Source organism: Streptomyces sp. NPDC006296 (genome assembly GCF_040613235.1).
Taxonomy (GTDB): domain Bacteria; phylum Actinomycetota; class Actinomycetes; order Streptomycetales; family Streptomycetaceae; genus Streptomyces.
The window spans coordinates 16584-33584 of the sequence record NZ_JBEXRT010000007.1; the positions used below are offsets into that span (position 1 = coordinate 16584).

17 protein-coding genes and 1 tRNA gene are annotated in these 17001 nt (G+C 71.7%); 9 read left to right on the forward strand and 9 right to left on the reverse strand.

The annotated features are described in order from the left end of the window. Positions 1-42: 42 nt before the first annotated feature. A tRNA-Pro gene (locus ABZ172_RS06915) sits at positions 43-116 on the reverse strand. Positions 117-238: 122 nt separating this feature from the next. Next, positions 239-1177, reverse strand: a complete 939-nt coding sequence (locus ABZ172_RS06920) for a metallophosphoesterase (protein ID WP_356880935.1) — start codon at positions 1175-1177, stop codon at positions 239-241. A gap of 79 nt (positions 1178-1256) precedes the next feature. Between ABZ172_RS06920 and ABZ172_RS06925 the strand changes: the two genes are divergently transcribed. Continuing rightward, positions 1257-1721, forward strand: coding sequence for a GatB/YqeY domain-containing protein (locus ABZ172_RS06925; protein ID WP_356880937.1), 465 nt, complete (start codon positions 1257-1259; stop codon positions 1719-1721). Positions 1722-1802: 81 nt separating this feature from the next. Here ABZ172_RS06925 and ABZ172_RS06930 read toward each other — a convergent pair whose 3' ends face one another. After that, entirely contained in the window at positions 1803-4058 is a 2256-nt protein-coding gene (locus ABZ172_RS06930) for a transglycosylase domain-containing protein (protein ID WP_356880939.1), read from the reverse strand. Positions 4059-4455: 397 nt separating this feature from the next. On the opposite strand from ABZ172_RS06930, the gene ABZ172_RS06935 reads away from it, so the two are divergent. Then, on the forward strand, positions 4456-4821 hold the full coding sequence (locus ABZ172_RS06935; protein ID WP_356880941.1) for a WhiB family transcriptional regulator: 366 nt from the start codon (positions 4456-4458) through the stop codon (positions 4819-4821). A 34-nt stretch (positions 4822-4855) separates the two neighbouring features. Here ABZ172_RS06935 and ABZ172_RS06940 read toward each other — a convergent pair whose 3' ends face one another. Next, complete coding sequence (locus tag ABZ172_RS06940; RefSeq protein ID WP_356880943.1) at positions 4856-6295, reverse strand: ArsA family ATPase; 1440 nt, start codon at positions 6293-6295, stop codon at positions 4856-4858. Continuing rightward, positions 6292-7326: an ArsA-related P-loop ATPase gene (locus ABZ172_RS06945; protein ID WP_356880945.1), complete on the reverse strand. Its 1035-nt coding sequence runs from the start codon at positions 7324-7326 to the stop codon at positions 6292-6294. Before ABZ172_RS06945 ends, ABZ172_RS06940 begins: the two co-directional genes overlap by 4 nt. Positions 7327-7398: 72 nt before the next feature. Between ABZ172_RS06945 and ABZ172_RS06950 the strand changes: the two genes are divergently transcribed. The 4 genes from ABZ172_RS06950 to ABZ172_RS06965 all read left to right on the forward strand — a co-directional run bounded on the left by ABZ172_RS06950 (position 7399) and on the right by ABZ172_RS06965 (position 10056). Continuing rightward, on the forward strand, positions 7399-7557 hold the full coding sequence (locus tag ABZ172_RS06950; protein WP_019992579.1) for a DUF4177 domain-containing protein: 159 nt from the start codon (positions 7399-7401) through the stop codon (positions 7555-7557). Beyond that, positions 7557-8027, forward strand: a complete 471-nt coding sequence (locus ABZ172_RS06955) for a RidA family protein (protein ID WP_356880947.1) — start codon at positions 7557-7559, stop codon at positions 8025-8027. The genes ABZ172_RS06950 and ABZ172_RS06955 overlap by 1 nt, the downstream gene beginning before the upstream one ends. 269 nt (positions 8028-8296) lie before the next feature. Beyond that, positions 8297-9229 carry an NUDIX hydrolase gene (locus tag ABZ172_RS06960; RefSeq protein ID WP_356880949.1) on the forward strand — a complete coding sequence of 311 codons (933 nt, stop codon included), beginning with the start codon at positions 8297-8299 and terminating at the stop codon, positions 9227-9229. Then, on the forward strand, positions 9226-10056 hold the full coding sequence (locus tag ABZ172_RS06965; protein WP_356880951.1) for an MBL fold metallo-hydrolase: 831 nt from the start codon (positions 9226-9228) through the stop codon (positions 10054-10056). Before ABZ172_RS06960 ends, ABZ172_RS06965 begins: the two co-directional genes overlap by 4 nt. A gap of 188 nt (positions 10057-10244) precedes the next feature. On the opposite strand, the gene ABZ172_RS06970 is transcribed toward ABZ172_RS06965, so the two are convergent. Beyond that, complete coding sequence (locus tag ABZ172_RS06970) at positions 10245-10919, reverse strand: Crp/Fnr family transcriptional regulator (RefSeq protein ID WP_014046869.1); 675 nt, start codon at positions 10917-10919, stop codon at positions 10245-10247. A 310-nt stretch (positions 10920-11229) separates the two neighbouring features. Here ABZ172_RS06970 and nth point away from each other — a divergent pair, with 310 nt between their 5' ends. The 3 genes from nth to ABZ172_RS06985 all read left to right on the forward strand — a co-directional run bounded on the left by nth (position 11230) and on the right by ABZ172_RS06985 (position 14475). Next, positions 11230-12234, forward strand: a complete 1005-nt coding sequence (nth, locus tag ABZ172_RS06975) for an endonuclease III (RefSeq protein WP_356880953.1) — start codon at positions 11230-11232, stop codon at positions 12232-12234. A gap of 203 nt (positions 12235-12437) precedes the next feature. Beyond that, positions 12438-13178, forward strand: a complete 741-nt coding sequence (locus tag ABZ172_RS06980) for a CoA pyrophosphatase (protein ID WP_356880955.1) — start codon at positions 12438-12440, stop codon at positions 13176-13178. Between the two features lie 91 nt (positions 13179-13269). After that, a complete protein-coding gene (locus ABZ172_RS06985) occupies positions 13270-14475 on the forward strand; it encodes a MarP family serine protease (RefSeq protein ID WP_356880957.1) in 1206 nt (401 codons plus the stop codon). Positions 14476-15170: 695 nt separating this feature from the next. On the opposite strand, the gene ABZ172_RS06990 is transcribed toward ABZ172_RS06985, so the two are convergent. The 3 genes from ABZ172_RS06990 to ABZ172_RS07000 form a co-directional block, all read right to left on the reverse strand. Further along, complete coding sequence (locus ABZ172_RS06990; RefSeq protein ID WP_356880959.1) at positions 15171-15374, reverse strand: hypothetical protein; 204 nt, start codon at positions 15372-15374, stop codon at positions 15171-15173. Positions 15375-15480: 106 nt separating this feature from the next. Next, complete coding sequence (locus ABZ172_RS06995) at positions 15481-16458, reverse strand: alpha/beta hydrolase (protein ID WP_356880961.1); 978 nt, start codon at positions 16456-16458, stop codon at positions 15481-15483. Continuing rightward, complete coding sequence (locus ABZ172_RS07000; protein ID WP_356880963.1) at positions 16455-16985, reverse strand: phage holin family protein; 531 nt, start codon at positions 16983-16985, stop codon at positions 16455-16457. Before ABZ172_RS07000 ends, ABZ172_RS06995 begins: the two co-directional genes overlap by 4 nt. Positions 16986-17001 lie beyond the last annotated feature (16 nt).

Here is a 17001-nt window from a genome sequence, read left to right on the forward strand (position 1 = left end):
TACTGATCTCTCAGTACCGGGCCTGACCTGGTGTTTCAGCTGTCGGGGTGGCGGGATTTGAACCCACGACCTCTTCGTCCCGAACGAAGCGCGCTGCCAAGCTGCGCTACACCCCGATGCCCACCGGTGTCCCGGCGACATCACTTACTTTAGCCCACCCGCGCCCGGAGGCGAAATCCGGTTTGGACCGGCAGCGCGGAGCCGCGGCGGGCGCGGGACGGGCGGGGTGCGGGGCTGCTCAGTCCCGTGGTGCCAGCGTCAGCAGGGTCGCCTCCGGCGGGCAGGCGAAGCGGACCGGGGTGTAGCGGTTCGCGCCGCAGCCCGCCGAGACGTGCAGGTAGGAGCGCTGGTCGCCGACGATGTGGTCGGAGAGGCCCTTCACCCGGTCCGTGTCCAGGTCGCAGTTGGTGACCAGGGCGCCGTAGAAGGGGATGCAGAGCTGGCCGCCGTGCGTGTGGCCGGCCAGGATCAGCGGGTAGCCGTCGGCGGTGAAGGCGTCCAGGGAGCGCAGGTACGGCGCGTGGACCACGCCGATCGACAGGTCCGCGTCCGTCTCGGGACCTCCGGCGACCTCGGCGTAGCGGTCGCGCTTGATGTGGGGGTCGTCCAGGCCCGTGAAGGCGATCTGGAGCCCGTCGGCCTTGATCCTGCCCCGGGTGTTGGTGAGGTTGAGCCAGCCGGCGTCGTCGAAGGCGTCCCGCATCGGTTCCCACGGGTTGTGGACGACGCCGACGGCCGGCGCGTTGCCGTTGAGCCCGTGCTTGCCCTGGGTCTTCTCCAGGAGGTAGCGGACCGGGTTGCGGAGCTTCGGGCCGTAGTAGTCGTTCGAGCCGAACACGTAGACCCCGGGGAACTCCATCAGCGGGCCGAGCGCGTCGAGCAGCTCCGGCACGGCCTCCGGGTCGGAGAGGTTGTCGCCGGTGTTCACCACGAAGTCCGGGCGGAGACCGGCCAGCGACTGCAGCCAGGCGCGCTTCTTGCGCTGCCCGCTCACCATGTGGATGTCCGAGACCTGGAGTACGCGCAACGGGCGTGCCCCGTGCGGGAGGACGGGGATCGTGATCCGGCGGAGGCGGAACGAGCGTGCCTCGAACCCGGCCGCGTAGACGAGGCCGGCGGCACCGACCGCTGCGCCGACTGCCGTGATTTTCAGGGGTACTCCGTAGCGTGCGCGCATGGGGCCATCGTCGCAGAAACGGTGCGGTGGGACGAAAACCGGCGGGCGGCGAGTGCCCCGTACCTGTCACAATCACCGCATGACCACGCTCAAGTCCAAGCTCAAGGAAGACCTCACCACGGCCATGAAGGCGCGTGACGAGCTCACCTCGTCCACCCTCCGGCTCACCCTGACCGCGATCACCAAGGAGGAGGTCAGCGGCAAGACGTCGCGCGAGCTCTCCGACGACGAGGTCCAGAAGGTGATCGCCAAGGAGGCGAAGAAGCGCCGCGAGGCGGCCGAGGCCTTCGCGCAGGGCGGCCGGACCGAGCAGGCCGAGCGCGAGCGGGCGGAGGGCGAGCTGCTGGACGCGTACCTGCCCAAGCAGCTCTCCGACGACGAGCTGGACGTGATCGTCGCCCAGGCCGTCCAGGAGGCGAGGAGCGCGGGGGCCGAGGGGCCGCGGGCCATGGGCGCCGTCATGAAGATCGTCAATCCGAAGGTGGCCGGTCTCGCGGACGGCGGCCGGGTCGCCGCCACGGTGAAGAAGCTGCTCGCGGGCTGAGGACCGGCCCGCGCACACGAAGGAGGGGCACCCCCGTCGGGGGTGCCCCTCCTTCACCGTGTGGCCGTGCGGGCGGAGCGGTCAGGGACCGTTGCGCCCGTTGTGGCCGCCGTTGTTCCCGCCCCTGTTGTTCCCGCCACCGTCGTTGCCGCCGATGAAGCCGGGCGGGATGGTGATGCCGCCGGCGGGGTCGGCGCCGGGCCGGCCGTCGTCTCCACCGTCGCCGTTGTCACCGCCGCGGCCCTTGTCCTGCCCCTTGTCCTTGGCGCGCGGCACCGAGACGGGGTTGAAGGACGGGGTCTCCGAGGCGTCGAGGGCGCCGGTCATCGCGGTCTTCCAGATGGGGCCGGGGAGGCAGCCGCCGCAGACCTTGTCGTAGTACTGGCCGCCGATGGTGATGTCGTACATCGGCACCTTCTTGCCGACGTCCGCACCCACCCACACGGCCGTGGAGAGGTTCGGCGTGTAGCCGACGAACCAGGCGTCCACGCGGTCGTTGGTGGTACCGGTCTTGCCCGCGTTGTCCCGGTCGGTCAGGCCCGCCAGGGTGCCGGTGCCGTCCTCGACGACGCCCTTGAGCATCTGGCTGATGGTGTCGGCCGTCTTCTCGCTCATCGCGGGCGAGCAGGAGGACTTCGGTACGGCGACCTTCTTGCCGTTCGCGTCCTTGATGGCCTCGATGGCGATCGGCGTGCAGAAGGTGCCGCGGTTGGCGAACGCCGCGTACGTGGCGGCCATGCCGAGCGGGGTGCTCTCCGTGCCGCCCAGCGTGATCGACGGGTGGTTGTCCGAGACGGGCTTGCCGTCACCCCGCTCGTAGCCGAGCTTCTTCGCCATGGTGACCGTCTCGCACAGCCCGGCCCGCTGTTCCAGCTTGGCGAAGTAGGTGTTGATCGACTTGCCGAGCGCGCTCGTCATGTCGAAGGAGCCCTTCTCGGACTCCAGCTCGTTCTGGAGGTCCCAGGTCCCGCTGCCGGTGGGCGCTCCCGCGCAGTTCCGGTAGGAGTCCATCGGCATCGAGATCTTCCAGTCGGAGCTGTAGCTCTGCGCCGGGTCGATGCCCTTCTCCAGGGCCGCCGCTGCCGTGATCGGCTTGAACGTCGAACCGACCTGGAAGCCGTAGGTGCTGCCGCCCATCTTGCTGCTGACGGCGAGGTTGAGCACCGTCTCGTGCTGCTTCTGGTCCAGGCCGTACGGGCGGGACTGGCCCATCGAGAGGATCTTGCCGGTGCCGGGCTGGACCTGGACCACGGACGCGGCGATCTTGTCGTCCTTGTTGACCTTCGAGGTCGCGGCCTCGTCGGCCGCCTTCTGCGCCCGCGGCGACAGGGTGGTCCTGATGGTCAGGCCGCCGAGGTTCCAGAGCTTGGCCCGCTCCTCGTCGGTCTTCCCGAAGGCCGGGTCGGTCAGGATCGTCTTGCGGACGTAGTCGCAGAAGAACCCGGCGCCGCTGACGGCCGTGATGCAGCCGTTGTTCGGCTTGCTGACGTTCAGCTTGATGGGGGTGGCGATGGCCTTGTCGGCCTCGGCCCGGGAGATGCTGCCGACGGCGGCCATGCGGGTCAGCACGGTGTTGCGCCGCTTGGTCGCCTCCTCCGAGTCGTTGACCGGGTCGTACCGGGTCGGCGACTGGACGAGGCCGGCCAGCATGGCGGCCTCCTCCAGCTTCAGGTCCTTCGCGTGCTTGGAGAAGTAGCGCTGGGAGGCCGCCTCGACGCCGTAGGCCTGCTGCCCGAAGAACGTGATGTTGAGGTAGTTCTCCAGGATCTTCTTCTTGCCGAGCTCTTCCTCGACCTGGATCGCGTACTTCAGCTCCCGGACCTTGCGGCCCATGGTCTGCTGGGTGGCTTCGGCGACCTTGTCCGGGTCGTCGCCCGCCTCCTCGACGAAGACGTTCTTGACGTACTGCTGGGTGAGCGTCGACGCGCCCTGCGCGGCGCCGCCCTCCTGCACGTTGCGGTTCATCGCGCGCAGGATGCCCTTGAGGTCCACCGCGCCGTGTTCGTAGAAACGCGAGTCCTCGATGGCGACGATCGCGTCCTGCATGTACGGGGAGATGTCCGTGAGCGGTACGACGGTGCGGTCACGGGAGTAGACGGTGGCGATCGCACCGCCCTCGCTGTCCAGGATGGTGGTCCGCTGGCTCAGCGGCGGGGTCTTGAGGTTGGAGGGGATCTCGTCGAATCCCTCGACCGTCCCCTTGGCCGCGAGCCCGAGCGCGCCGGCGGCCGGGAGCGCGATGCCCGCCAGCACAGCTCCGGAGAGCGCGGCGACACCGAGGAACTTGGCGGCCTGCTGGGTCGTCGTCAGACCCCCGCCTGAGCGCTTCTTTGGCATGAGGGCAGCCTACGTTCTCATTCGCCGGACACAGGTACAGGCCTTGGCCTAAGCTGCTCTCAACTGTCACAGCAGTCCGATTGCGCATCAACCCCCCTGCACGGCCCTCAACGGAATTCAGCCAGTGCGAAGGCGTTCCCGAATTCGCCGTATCCGTCGCTGAATGTCCGCTGTGAGTTGCGTTGTGTGCCCCGATTGCGCCGGGATGATCACGCATGTCCCTGCGTCACTCCTCTGGGTGATCTGCCGCGTACGCATAGTCCGTTCGGGCCATCCAAGATTGGGCCCGAAGGGGGTGTTGCGCTGTCGCCACCTTCCGTAACGTCCTCAACTGGCAGCGGTGAATATGCCGCTGCCGCCGTGGGGGAGCCTCGATTCGGGAGAGGACGGCGCCGGCATGGGCTGGGTAACCGACTGGAGTGCGCAGGCAGCCTGCCGCACTACTGATCCGGATGAACTGTTCGTACAAGGGGCAGCGCAGAACAGGGCCAAGGCGGTGTGCACCGGATGTCCGGTGCGGACCGAATGCCTGGCCGATGCGCTGGACAATCGCGTCGAGTTCGGCGTGTGGGGCGGAATGACCGAGCGGGAACGCCGCGCGCTGCTGCGCAGGCGGCCCACCGTGACGTCCTGGCGCCGCCTGCTGGAGACCGCGCGGAGTGAGTACGAGCGGTCCACGGGCATGCTGCCCGCAGCGGTGGGCCTGGACGACGACGGCCTGCACGACGACGAGCTGCACGAGACGTACGCCGCCGTGGGGTGACGCCTGCTCGGGCGGCCACCCGTGGGGGCGGGGCTCAGGCGGCTCCGGCCGGGGTGGATCCGGCCGCGAGCAGGTCCCCGACGGCCCTGAGGCCCGAGAGGTCGTGCACGTCACCGGGCAGTGCGGCCACCTCGGCCACCGGGACCTCGGGGTGCTGTGTGGTGAAGCGGTCACGCGTGTCCTGTTCGCGCGCGACGACCTGCATTCGTTCGGCGTGCAGACGCAGCAGACCGGCGGTCAGCTGCTCGACCGACACCTCGCTGGACGCGTCGTGCGTTCCGGGAGTGTCGGGTGTGTCCGCCTCCGTGCCTGACACGGAGGGGCCGGCCGGCTTCCGGCCACGGCCGTGCGGCTCGGGGCTGCGCGATGTCCGGTCGTGCTGGGGCGGCTCCTGCTGCGGGGGGTCGTGGGGCGTGGGGTCGTTGCTGCGCTCGGGGGAGAGCGGCGGCTCCGGGGCCGCGGGAGGGGTGGCGGACACCGGGCTCACCGGGTCACCAAGGCCAGCCTTCCCTTCCGTCTGATCCACAATGCCGACGGCTTCAAGATTTTCCGCGGCCGCCAGTGCCCGCTCCTCGGAGAGCCGTGACGCCTCACTGCCGTGCACCCGGTTGAGCACCAGTCCGGCCAGCGGCATCTCCTCCGCGGCCAGCCGCTCCACGAAGTACGCGGCCTCGCGCAGCGCGTCCCGTTCCGGCGTCGCCACCACGAGGAACGCCGTACCGGGGGCCTGGAGCAGCTTGTACGTCGCGTCGGCCCGGGTGCGGAATCCGCCGAACATCGAGTCCATCGCCGCGACGAAGGTCTGCACGTCCCGCAGGAACTGGCCGCCGAGCAGTTTCCCGAGCGTCCCCGTCATCATCGACATCCCGACGTTGAGGAACTTCATCCCGGCCCGTCCGCCGATCTTCGCCGGGGCGATCAGCAGCCGGATGAACTTCCCGTCCAGGAAGGAGCCGAGACGTTTCGGCGCGTCCAGGAAGTCCAGGGCGGAGCGGGACGGCGGGGTGTCGACGACGATCAGGTCCCACTCGTCGCGGGCCCGGAGCTGCCCGAGCTTCTCCATCGCCATGTACTCCTGCGTGCCCGCGAACCCGGCCGACAGGGACTGGTAGAAGGGGTTCTCCAGGATCGCGCGGGCCCGCTCGGCGTCCGTGTGCGCCTCGACGGTCTCGTCGAAGGTGCGCTTCATGTCGAGCATCATGGCGTGCAGCTCGCCCTCGCCCTCGATGCCCTCCACCCGGCGCGGGACGTTGTCCAGCCGGTCGATGCCCATGGACTGGGCGAGCCGGCGGGCCGGGTCGATGGTGAGGACGACGACCTTGCGGCCCCGCTCGGCCGCCCGCACACCGAGCGCCGCCGCGGTCGTGGTCTTGCCCACGCCGCCGGAACCGCAGCACACGACGATGCGGATCCCGGGGTCGTCGAGGAGCGCGTCGGTCTCCAGCCCCGGTGCGATGTCCGTGTCCGCCGTCATGAACCCGCCCCTCGTCCGGAGCCGCGTCGTCCGCCGTCCCGGGGCGTGGGCCCCGCCGCGTCCGCGGTCTCGTCGCCGACACCCTGCTTGCGGAACTCCTCCGCCAGTTCGTCCAGCGCGGACGGGCTCATTCCCCCGGTGATCAGGGGGAGCTCCGCCAGGGGCAGTCCCAGCCCGGCCAGCACACTGCGCTGCTCACGCTCCAGACCCACCCGCTGGGCGTGCTCGGCGGCCTGCGCGACCAGCGGTCGCACCAGCCCCGCCGAACCCGTCACCCCGGCCCGGGTGAGCGTCTTCGCGATCTCCTTGCGCCGGCCCCCCGACGCCGTCCGCAGGGCGTCCTCGTCCAGCAGGTGGGGCCGGACCATGTTCACCACGACCCGGCCCACGGGCAGTTCCGCGGCCCGCAGCTCGGCGATCCCGTCGGCGGTCTCCTGGACCGGCATCTCCTCCAGGAGCGTCACCAGGTGGACCGCGGTCTGAGGGGACTTGAGCACCCGCATCACCGCCTGGGCCTGGTTGTGTATGGGGCCGATCCGGGCCAGGCCCGCCACCTCGTCGTTCACGTTGAGGAAGCGGGTGATCCGGCCGGTGGGGGGCGCGTCCATGATCACGTGGTCGTAGACGAACCTGCCCTGCTTGTCCTTGCGGCGCACGGCCTCGCACGCCTTGCCGGTCAGCAGGACGTCCCGGACACCCGGGGCGATGGTGGTGGCGAAGTCGATCGCGCCGATCTTCTTCAGTGCCCGGCCCGCACTGCCCAGCTTGTAGAACATCTGGAGGTAGTCCAGGAGCGCCCGCTCGGCGTCGATCGCCAGCGCGTGGACCTCGCCGCCGCCGGGGGCGACGGCGATCCTGCGTTCCTCGTAGGGGAGGGGATCGGACTCGAAGAGCTGGGCGATGCCCTGCCTGCCCTCGACCTCGACGAGGAGCGTGCGCCTGCCCTCGGTCGCGAGGGCGAGCGCGAGTGCGGCGGCGACCGTGGTCTTACCGGTCCCGCCCTTGCCGCTGACGACCTGGAACCTGCTCACGCCTTCGAGCCTAACCAGTCGGCAGGCAGGCTACGCACGAGGCCGCGTGTGCCAGGCATTACAGTCGGCTGCATGACCAAGTGGGAATACGCGACCGTGCCCCTTCTCGTGCACGCGACCAAGCAGATTCTGGACACCTGGGGCGAGGACGGCTGGGAGCTGGTCCAGGTCGTTCCCGGCCCGAACAACCCCGAGCAGCTCGTGGCCTACCTGAAGCGGGAGAAGCCGTAGTGGCGGGCGCCGTCGAGGCGAAGCTCGCCGAGCTCGGCCTGACCCTCCCCGACGTCGTGCCGCCGCTGGCCTCGTACCAGCCGGCCGTGCGGTCCGGGGTGTACGTCTACACCTCGGGCCAGCTCCCGATGGTGGACGGCACACTCGCGGTGACCGGCAAGGTCGGCGCCGAGGTCACCGCGGACGAAGCGAAGGAGCTCGCCAGGACCTGTGCGCTGAACGCCCTCGCGGCGGTGAAGTCGGTCGCCGGCGACCTGGACCGGATCGCCCGGGTGGTGAAGGTCGTGGGCTTCGTCGCCTCGGCCTCCGACTTCACCGGGCAGCCGGGCGTCGTCAACGGCGCGAGCGAGCTGCTGGGCGCGGTCCTGGGCGACAAGGGCGTGCACGCCCGCAGCGCCGTGGGTGTCGCGGTGCTGCCGCTGGACGCCCCGGTGGAGATCGAGGTCCAGGTGGAGCTCGTCGACGCCTGATCCCGTACGTCCGTGATCCCGCCCGGCCCGGTTGCCGGGCGGGATCACGTGTGTCGGAACCGGGCCGGCCACGGGGCGCGCGGGGTCGGAGCCGCCCCCGACGGAAGCGGGCCGCCCTGAACCGGGCAGCGCCAGGACCGTGCCGGCCGGGCCCGCGCCCGCCGGGATCACGGGGCGCAGGATCACGCGTTCGGGGGCCTGTGTGTAAGGGGCAGACACCGCGCCGGAGGCCTCTCGAACATCGGCGCGGTTCCGGATAGCCTCCGGCCATGCCCAACGGTCAGTGGTACCCACCGGAATGGCCCGCTCGGATCCGCGCCCTCGACAGCGGCGAGCTGACGGCCGTGACCCCCAGGCGCGCGGCCACGGTGATGCTGCTCCGGGACGATCCGCCGGGGACGGGCGGGGCGGGTCCCGCCGTCCACATGCTGCGCCGGCGGACGTCCATGGAGTTTGCCGGGGGCGCGTACGCCTATCCGGGTGGCGGGGTGGACCCGCGGGACGACGACCGCCTCGTGGGCTGGGCGGGACCGTCCCTGGAGAGCTGGGCGGACCGGCTGGGCGTCGGCACCCCCACCGAGGCGCAGGCCGTCGTCTGCGCCGCGGTCCGCGAGACGTACGAGGAGGCGGGCGTCCTGCTGGCCGGGCCGAGCGCCGACACCGTCGTGAGCGACACCACGGGCGCCGACTGGGAGGCCGACCGGGAGGCGCTCGTCGCCCGGGACCTGTCGTTCGCGGCGTTCCTGGACCGCCGGGGCCTGGTGCTGCGTTCCGATCTGCTGGCCGCGTGGGCGCGCTGGATCACGCCGGCGTTCGAACCGCGGCGCTACGACACCTGGTTCTTCGTGGCCGTGCTCCCGGAGGGACAGCGCACCCGGAACGTGTCCACCGAGGCCGACCGGACGGTGTGGATCCGGCCCGGCGACGCCGCCGAGGGCTACGACCGGGGGGACCTGCTGATGATGCCGCCCACCGTGGCCACCCTGCGGACGCTGAGCCCGTACGGGACGGCCGCGGAGGCGCTGGGGGCGGCCGGCGACCAGAGCCTCGTCCCCGTGCTGGCAGAGGCCCGCATGGAGGGCGACGAGCTGGTGCTGAGCTGGCCCGGACACGAGGAGTTCACCCGGCACGTCCCGGCGTCCGGCGGCTCCGCACCTCCTCCCGCGGGCGAGGGAGAGGGTGAGGAGGGGGACCCCGCATGAGTGACGCGGCCGCACTGCCCGGACAGCCCCGCGGCGGGGTCCTCTCCGGACCCGCCACCGCGCGTACGGTCAACGTCCTGGCGCCCAACGCCTCGGCGATGACGCTGGACGGCACGAACACCTGGATCGTCGCCGAACCGGACTCCGACCTCGCGGTCGTGATCGATCCGGGTCCGCTCGACGACGTACACCTGCGGGCCGTCGTGGAGACCGCGGAGAGGGCGGGACGGCGCGTCGGCCTCACGCTGCTCACGCACGGGCACCCCGACCACGCGGCGGGTGCCGCCCGGTTCGCCGAGCTCACCCGGACGAAGGTGCGTGCCCTGGACGTGGCCCTGCGCCTCGGCGACGAGGGGCTCACGGCGGGCGACGTGATCACCACGGGCGGGCTCGAACTCCGGGTCGTCCCCACCCCGGGGCACACCGCGGACTCGCTGTCCTTCCATCTGCCCGCCGACGGCGCCGTGCTGACGGGGGACACGGTCCTCGGGCGCGGCACCACCGTCGTCGCCCATCCGGACGGACGGCTCGGCGACTACCTGGACACCCTGCGGAGGCTGCGCTCCCTGACGGTCGACGACGGGGTGCACACGGTGCTCCCGGGGCACGGGCCCGTCCTGGAGGACGCACAGGGGGCCGTCGAGTTCTACCTCGCCCACCGGGCCCACCGGCTCGCGCAGGTCGAGACGGCCGTGGAGGCGGGACACCGGACGCCCGCCGAGGTCGTGACGGCGGTGTACGCGGATGTGGACCGCTCCCTCTGGCCCGCGGCGGAGCTGTCGGTACGGGCGCAGCTGGAGTACCTGACCGAGCACGGCCTGATCTGACCCGTCGCTCCCGCGCGGCCCTGCCGCCCGCCGGGCACGGGCGCCCCGCACGGGCGAGAGGCCCCACCGGAGTGGGGCCTCTCGGGGCCGTCAGGGGCCTTCCGGACGGTCGGCCCGGCCTGCCGCGACACGTGGTGGTGAGCTGCCGGGCGCCCGCTCGTACGGCGCCGGGGTGCGGGTGTCGGGGCTCAGCGGGACCGCTTCGCCAGCCGCTCCACGTCCAGCAGGATCACGGCACGTGCCTCCAGCCGCAGCCAGCCCCGTCCGGCGAAGTCCGCGAGCGCCTTGTTGACCGTCTCGCGGGAGGCGCCGACCAGCTGGGCCAGCTCTTCCTGGGTCAGGTCGTGCACGACGTGGATGCCCTCCTCCGACTGCACGCCGAAGCGGCGCGACAGGTCGAGGAGCGCACGGGCGACACGCCCCGGCACGTCGGAGAAGACCAGGTCGGACATCTGGTCGTTCGTCTTGCGCAGGCGCCGGGCGACGGCGCGCAGCAGCGCGGTGGCCACCTCGGGGCGCGCGTTCAGCCAGGGCTGGAGGTCCCCGTGACCGAGGCCGAGGAGCTTGACCTCGGTGAGCGCGGTCGCGGTGGCGGTGCGCGGGCCCGGGTCGAAGAGCGACAGCTCACCGATCAGCTCGCCGGGGCCGAGGACGGCCAGCATGTTCTCCCGCCCGTCGGGCGAGGTGCGGTGGAGCTTCACCTTGCCCTCGGTGACCACGTACAGCCGGTCGCCCGGATCCCCCTCGTGGAACAGCGCGTCGCCGCGCGCGAGGGTCACCTCACTCATCGAGGCGCGGAGCTCCGCGGCCTGCTCGTCATCGAGCGCCGCGAAAAGCGGGGCGCGCCGCAGAACGTCGTCCACGAGTTCTCTCCTTGTCGGCCTGTTCAGGGAAGCGTCGTTTCCATGATGCCGGACGGTAAAACAGTGCGATCGATCACAAACCAGTTTGACGCACGAGCGTGCCGGACCCTACGGCAGGGGGCCGATCGGGCGTGGCTGCTCGGTGACCGGGGCGGATGTCAGTGGCTGGCTCTAGGCTGGCCGGGCGTCCGGAAAGCCGGTGAGAGTGCAGGCCGAGGGGGCTGATGGGGTGTCGGGAGACGGGAATTCCGCCGTGGGCGAACAAGGTGTACGAAGTGCTGGAAAAGCCGCAGACCGCTCGGCAGGAGCGGTGACGGGAGCGGCTGCCGGCAAGCCCGCCGAGAAGCCTGCCGGGCGCGCGGCGAAGGCCGTCGGACCCGGGAAGACCGCGGCCGGGTCCGCGAAGAAGCCCGCCGGATCCGCGGGCAAGGCGGCCGGGTCCGCGAAGAAGCCCGCCGGACCCGGGAAGACCGCGGCCGGGTCCGCGAAGAAGCCCGCCGGATCCGCGGCGAAGGCGTCCGGGGCGGGCAGGCCGGCCGGGACCGTGAAGCAGGAGTCGCACCTCGCGATGGTCCGCCGCGCCCGCAGGATCAACCGCGAGCTCGCCGAGGTCTACCCGTACGCCCACCCCGAGCTGGACTTCCGCAACCCCTTCGAGCTCCTGGTGGCCACGGTCCTCTCCGCGCAGACCACCGACCTGCGGGTCAACCAGACCACCCCGGCACTCTTCGCGGCGTACCCGACACCCGAGGACATGGCCGCCGCCGTTCCGGAGAAGCTGGAGGAGATCATCCGGCCGACCGGCTTCTTCCGGGCCAAGGCACGGTCCCTCATGGGGCTGTCGGCCGCCCTGCGGGACGACTTCGGCGGGGAGGTCCCCGGCAGGCTGGCGGATCTGGTGAAGCTGCCGGGCGTCGGGCGCAAGACGGCCAACGTCGTCCTCGGCAACGCCTTCGGCGTGCCCGGCATCACGGTGGACACCCACTTCGGCCGCCTGGTCCGCCGCTGGAAGTGGACCGAGCAGGAGGATCCGGAGAAGGTCGAGGCCGAGATCGCCGCGATCTTCCCGAAGAGCGAGTGGACGATGCTCTCGCACCGGGTCGTCTTCCACGGCCGCCGCATCTGCCACTCCCGCAAGCCCGCCTGCGGGGCCTGCCCGATCGCCGGGCTCTGCCCCTCGTACGGCGAGGGCGAGACGGATCCCGAGAAGGCCCGGAAGCTCCTGAAGTACGAGATGGGCGGCCAGCCGGGCCAGCGCCTCAGCCCGCCTCCGGACTACCCGGGCAGCCCCGCCCCGCCGCTGGGAGCCGGATGAGCGGCCGTCCTGCGCGGGGGCGGCCCTCCCCTGCCGGGGGCCGTCCGGGGTCTTCCGGACGGCCGGCCCGGCCCGCCGAGGGGCCCGCGGCGAGGCCGCCCGACCGGGGTGCGGACCCGTCCGCGGCACCGACGCCCGACCGCAATACGGGCCCGTCCGGAACGAAACGGCCGACGGCAGGCGTTGGAACGACGGGGGTGCCCATGACGCACGCACAGAGCACACGGGCCGCGGTCGACGCGGCCGGCAGCGGGACGGGCGGGCCCCACGCCGACGCGCTCACCGTCCGCGACGACGGCCTGCCCGGCTGGCTCCGGCCCGTCGCGAGCGCGGCGAGGACCGTGAAGGCCCGGCAGCTCAGCCGGTTCCTGCCGCCCGAGAGCGGTGCCGGACGCGAGTCCGCCGTCCTCGTCCTCTTCGGCGAGAGCGAGCGCGGCCCCGAGCTGCTCCTGATGGAGCGTTCCGGCTCCCTGCGCTCCCACGCGGGCCAGCCGTCCTTCCCCGGAGGCGCCCTCGACCCCGAGGACGGCGACCACCTGACCACCGGCCCGCTCAGGGCCGCCCTGCGGGAGGCGGAGGAGGAGACCGGACTCGATCCCGGCGGCGTCCAGCTCTTCGGAGTGCTGCCCCGGCTCTACATCCCGGTGAGCGGCTTCGTGGTCACGCCCGTCCTCGGCTGGTGGCGGACGCCGAGCCCGGTGGGGGTCGTCGACCCGGCCGAGACGGCCCGGGTCTTCACCGCCTCCGTGGCGGATCTCACCGACCCGGCCCACCGCGTCACCGTCGCCCACCCCGGCAGCGGCCACCTGGGCCCCGCGTTTCTGGTCGAATCCACCCTGGTCTGGGGGTTCACAGCCGGTGTGATCGACAGGATTGTGCACTACGCGGGGTGGGAACGCCCCTGGGACAGGACCAGGCAGGTGCCGCTCGACCGGCGCTCATGACAGGCTGAGTCCCGTGCTGCGCTGTTCCGGGCCTGGCCCGGACCCCGTCGAACCGGACGGGCCAGGTGACGAATCTGCGAGGCTATAGACGGTGAACGTGCTGGACATCCTGCTGCTCCTCGGCGCCGTGTGGTTCGCGGTCATCGGGTACCGACAGGGCTTCGTCGTCGGCATCCTGTCCGTGATCGGTTTCCTGGGCGGTGGCCTCGTCGCCGTCTATGTGCTGCCGGTCATCTGGGACCGGCTGACCGACGGCTCGGAAGTCTCCTCCACCGCCGCCATCGTCGCGGTCGTGCTCGTGATCGTGTGCGCCTCCGTGGGGCAGGCGTTCACCACCCACCTCGGCAACCGGCTCCGCCGGCACATCACGTGGTCGCCGGCCCGGGCGCTGGACGCCACGGGCGGCTCCCTGGTCAATGTGGTGGCCATGCTCCTGGTGGCCTGGCTGATCGGTTCCGCGCTGGCCGGTACGTCGCTGCCGACGCTGGGCAAGGAGGTCCGCAGCTCCTCGGTCCTGCTCGGGGTCTCCCGGGTGATGCCCGCTCAGGCGTCCAACTGGTTCACGGACTTCTCCTCCGTGCTGGCGCAGAACGGTTTCCCGCAGGTCTTCAGCCCCTTCGCCGACGAAACCATCACCGAGGTCGACCCGCCGGACCCGGCGCTGGCCGGAAGCCCCGTCGCCACCCGCGCCAAGAAGTCCATCGTCAAGGTCGTCGGCATGGCACCGGGCTGCGGCAAGGTCCTCGAAGGGACCGGTTTCGTCTTCTCCGACCGCCGGGTGATGACCAACGCCCACGTGGTCGGCGGCGTCGACGAGCCCACGGTCCAGATCGGCGGCGAGGGCCGTCTCTACGACGCCAAGGTCGTCCTCTACGACTGGGAGCGGGACATCGCCGTGCTGGACGTGCCGGACCTGGACGCCGAGCCGCTGCGCTTCACCGCCCCCGACAAGGACGCGGAGACCGGCGACAGCGCCATCGTCGCCGGCTTCCCGGAGAACGGCGCCTACGATGTGCGCTCCGCGCGCATCCGGGGCCGTATCGACGCCAACGGCCCGGACATCTACCACCGGGGCACCGTGCGGCGTGACGTCTACTCGCTCTTCGCGACCGTCCGGCAGGGCAACTCCGGCGGCCCGCTGCTGACTCCGGACGGCAAGGTGTACGGAGTGGTGTTCGCCAAGTCGCTCGACGACCCGGAGACGGGTTACGCGCTGACGGCCGACGAGATCCGCGAGGACATCAAGCTGGGCAAGGCCTCCGTGCAGCAGGTCGACAGCCAGGGCTGCGCGCTCTGAGGCACCGCGTGTACTGAGCGCTCGCGCCCTGGATCCCCGCCCCTGAGCGCCCGCGTGCCGGGACCTTGGGGGCGCGGGGGTGCCGGGGCGCTGAGGTGCGCGGGTGCTGAGGGCTCCGGGACCGGGGGTCGGCTCCGGAGCGCTGTCCTGACCGGCTGAGGCCGGAGGGGGGCGTGGCGGGCGCCCTGAAGCGGTGCGGGCGCGGACATCCGCAAGCTCTCCCGGCAGGAGTGTCCGCACCGGCCTGAGTCCGGGCGGTGCGACCGTCGGCCGACTGCGACTGCGACTGCGACTGCGACTGCGACTGCGACTGCGACTGCGACTGCGACTGCGACTGCGGCCGCGGCCGCGACCGTGGCTCTCGCCATGGTGGTGACGGTCCGGTGGCCGTGGCGGGGCGCGGGACACGTGGTCGGCCGTCCGACGGGCGCGGTGGCTGCGTGGTCGCGGTGGTCCCGCGCGGCGCCGGCCGGCCGGCTGGCGCACGGGCGCCGGGGCGCTCGGCCCGGTCGTTCGCGCCCGGTCGTTTACGCCCGGACCTGCCGGGGCTCCGGGCTTCCGGAACTCCGGACTACCGGGGCTCTGCCGCCGTGCCGGATCCGCGTACCGGCGGAATCACGGAGCGCAGGAGCCGGAGACCGGATCTCGACGGATCCGGCATCCGGCGCGCCGCGCGTCGCCCGAGGGCGACCGCGTCATCCACGGGGGTGGCGCAGGCGTGCCGAGACCCAGCGGGCCCGGCGATGCAGAATGCGCGGGATCCCCAGCCGGAGATCGTGGAAATCGCTCATCTCGTGCACCCGGCTCGGTGAGCCGCCCCCCTCGTGAACGCTCGGACCGGCAGGAGCCGTCGAGCGGCGGTTGCGTGCTGCGTCATCGAAGTCGCGCGTCCAGCCCATACCCCGACGTGTGCCCCCGACCCAAGGTCGGTAATCGTGCGGGAGTCAGCCAAATGGCTTATGCGCCGGGCACATGGCTGTTCGTCGGACAGGTGTGCCGTTCGGGCTACCGGTCCGGCTCAGGATCCTTGAGCCAGTTGATGAGTTCGGTCGAGAAACCGACCGGGTCCTCCTCGTGGGGGAAGTGCCCCAGCCCGTCGAAAAGTCGCCACCGGTACGGTGCTTCGACGTACTCACCCGACCCCGCTGAGCTGCGGGTCCGGACGGCCGGGTCGAGCGAGCCGTGGAGATGCAGCGTCGGTACGCGCACCGGCCGCTTCATCCGGCGGTTGAACTGGACACCGTCCGGACGTGCCAGGGACCGCACCATCCAGCGGTACGGCTCGATCGAGCAGTGCGCCGTCGACGGGATGCACATGGCGCGGCGGTAGACGTCCACCGTCGCGTCGTCAGGGAATTCCTGCGTCCGCGGCCCCGACCAGTCGCGGATCATCCGGGCCACCAACGCCGCGTCGTCCGCCACGAGCTGACGCTCCGGGACCCAGGGCCGCTGAAAGCCCCAGATGTGCGAACCCGCCCGGGACTGCGCGGGGTCCGAGAGCATCGAGGAACGCCAGCGACGCGGATGCGGCATCGAGGACACCACCAGCCGCCGCACCAACTTCGGCCGCATCACGGCGGCGGTCCAGGCGAGATAGCCGCCCATGTCGTGTCCCACGAGCGCCGCGTCCGGCTCGCCGAGCGAGCGGATCACCCCGGTGACGTCGAGCGCCAGGTTCGCGGGGTCGTAGCCGCGGGGCGTACGGTCGCTGCCGCCGACCCCGCGCAGGTCCATCGCGACCGCGCGGTAGCCGGCGTCGGCCAGAGCGGTCAGCTGATGGCGCCAGGTCCACCAGAACTGCGGGAACCCGTGCAGCAACAGCACCAGCGGCCCGTCGCCCAGTTCGGCGATGTGGAAGCGTGCGCCGTTGGCGGCCACATCGCGGTGGGTCCACGGCCCGTCGATGCGGACGGGGCCGCCGGAACCGGCAGCCGGTCCCAGCGGCCCCACCGGGCCGGATGCGCTGAAATCGGGGTCGGTCATGTGGACGAGCGTGTCACAGAGACCGCCTTGTCCTGGACAGGCAGGTTCTCCACGGCCCTGTCCGAGAGTGTGCTCCCCTGTCCCTGCTCGATCGCACGCGTGCCGTCGACGGGCCGCGGGTGCGGCTTGACGCCCTGCAGGACCGCGGCGGTCTGCTTGGCCGAGGCGATGGACTTCTCCGGCGGCTTGACCTTCTTGAACTTGGCGAGCCCGAAGAGGGCGAGCAGGATCCCCAGCAGGATGAACGCACCGCCCACGATCAGGAACGACCAGGCGAGCCCGAGCCCGAGGTTGTGGATCCCGTAGGCCGCGGCGAAACTCAGCACGGGGATCGCGAACAGGATCAGCACACCCGTGACGATGAACGCCACGCTGCCGATCACTCCGCGCTTGACGTCCTGCCGCACCTCGGCCTTGGCCAGGGCGATCTCGTCGTGCACCAGCGCGGACATCTCCGCCGTCGCCGAGGCGAACAGCTGTCCGATACTACGGTCGGTGCTGCCCGCGTAGTTGCCGGGGTCGCTCATCCCTGACTCCCTCTCC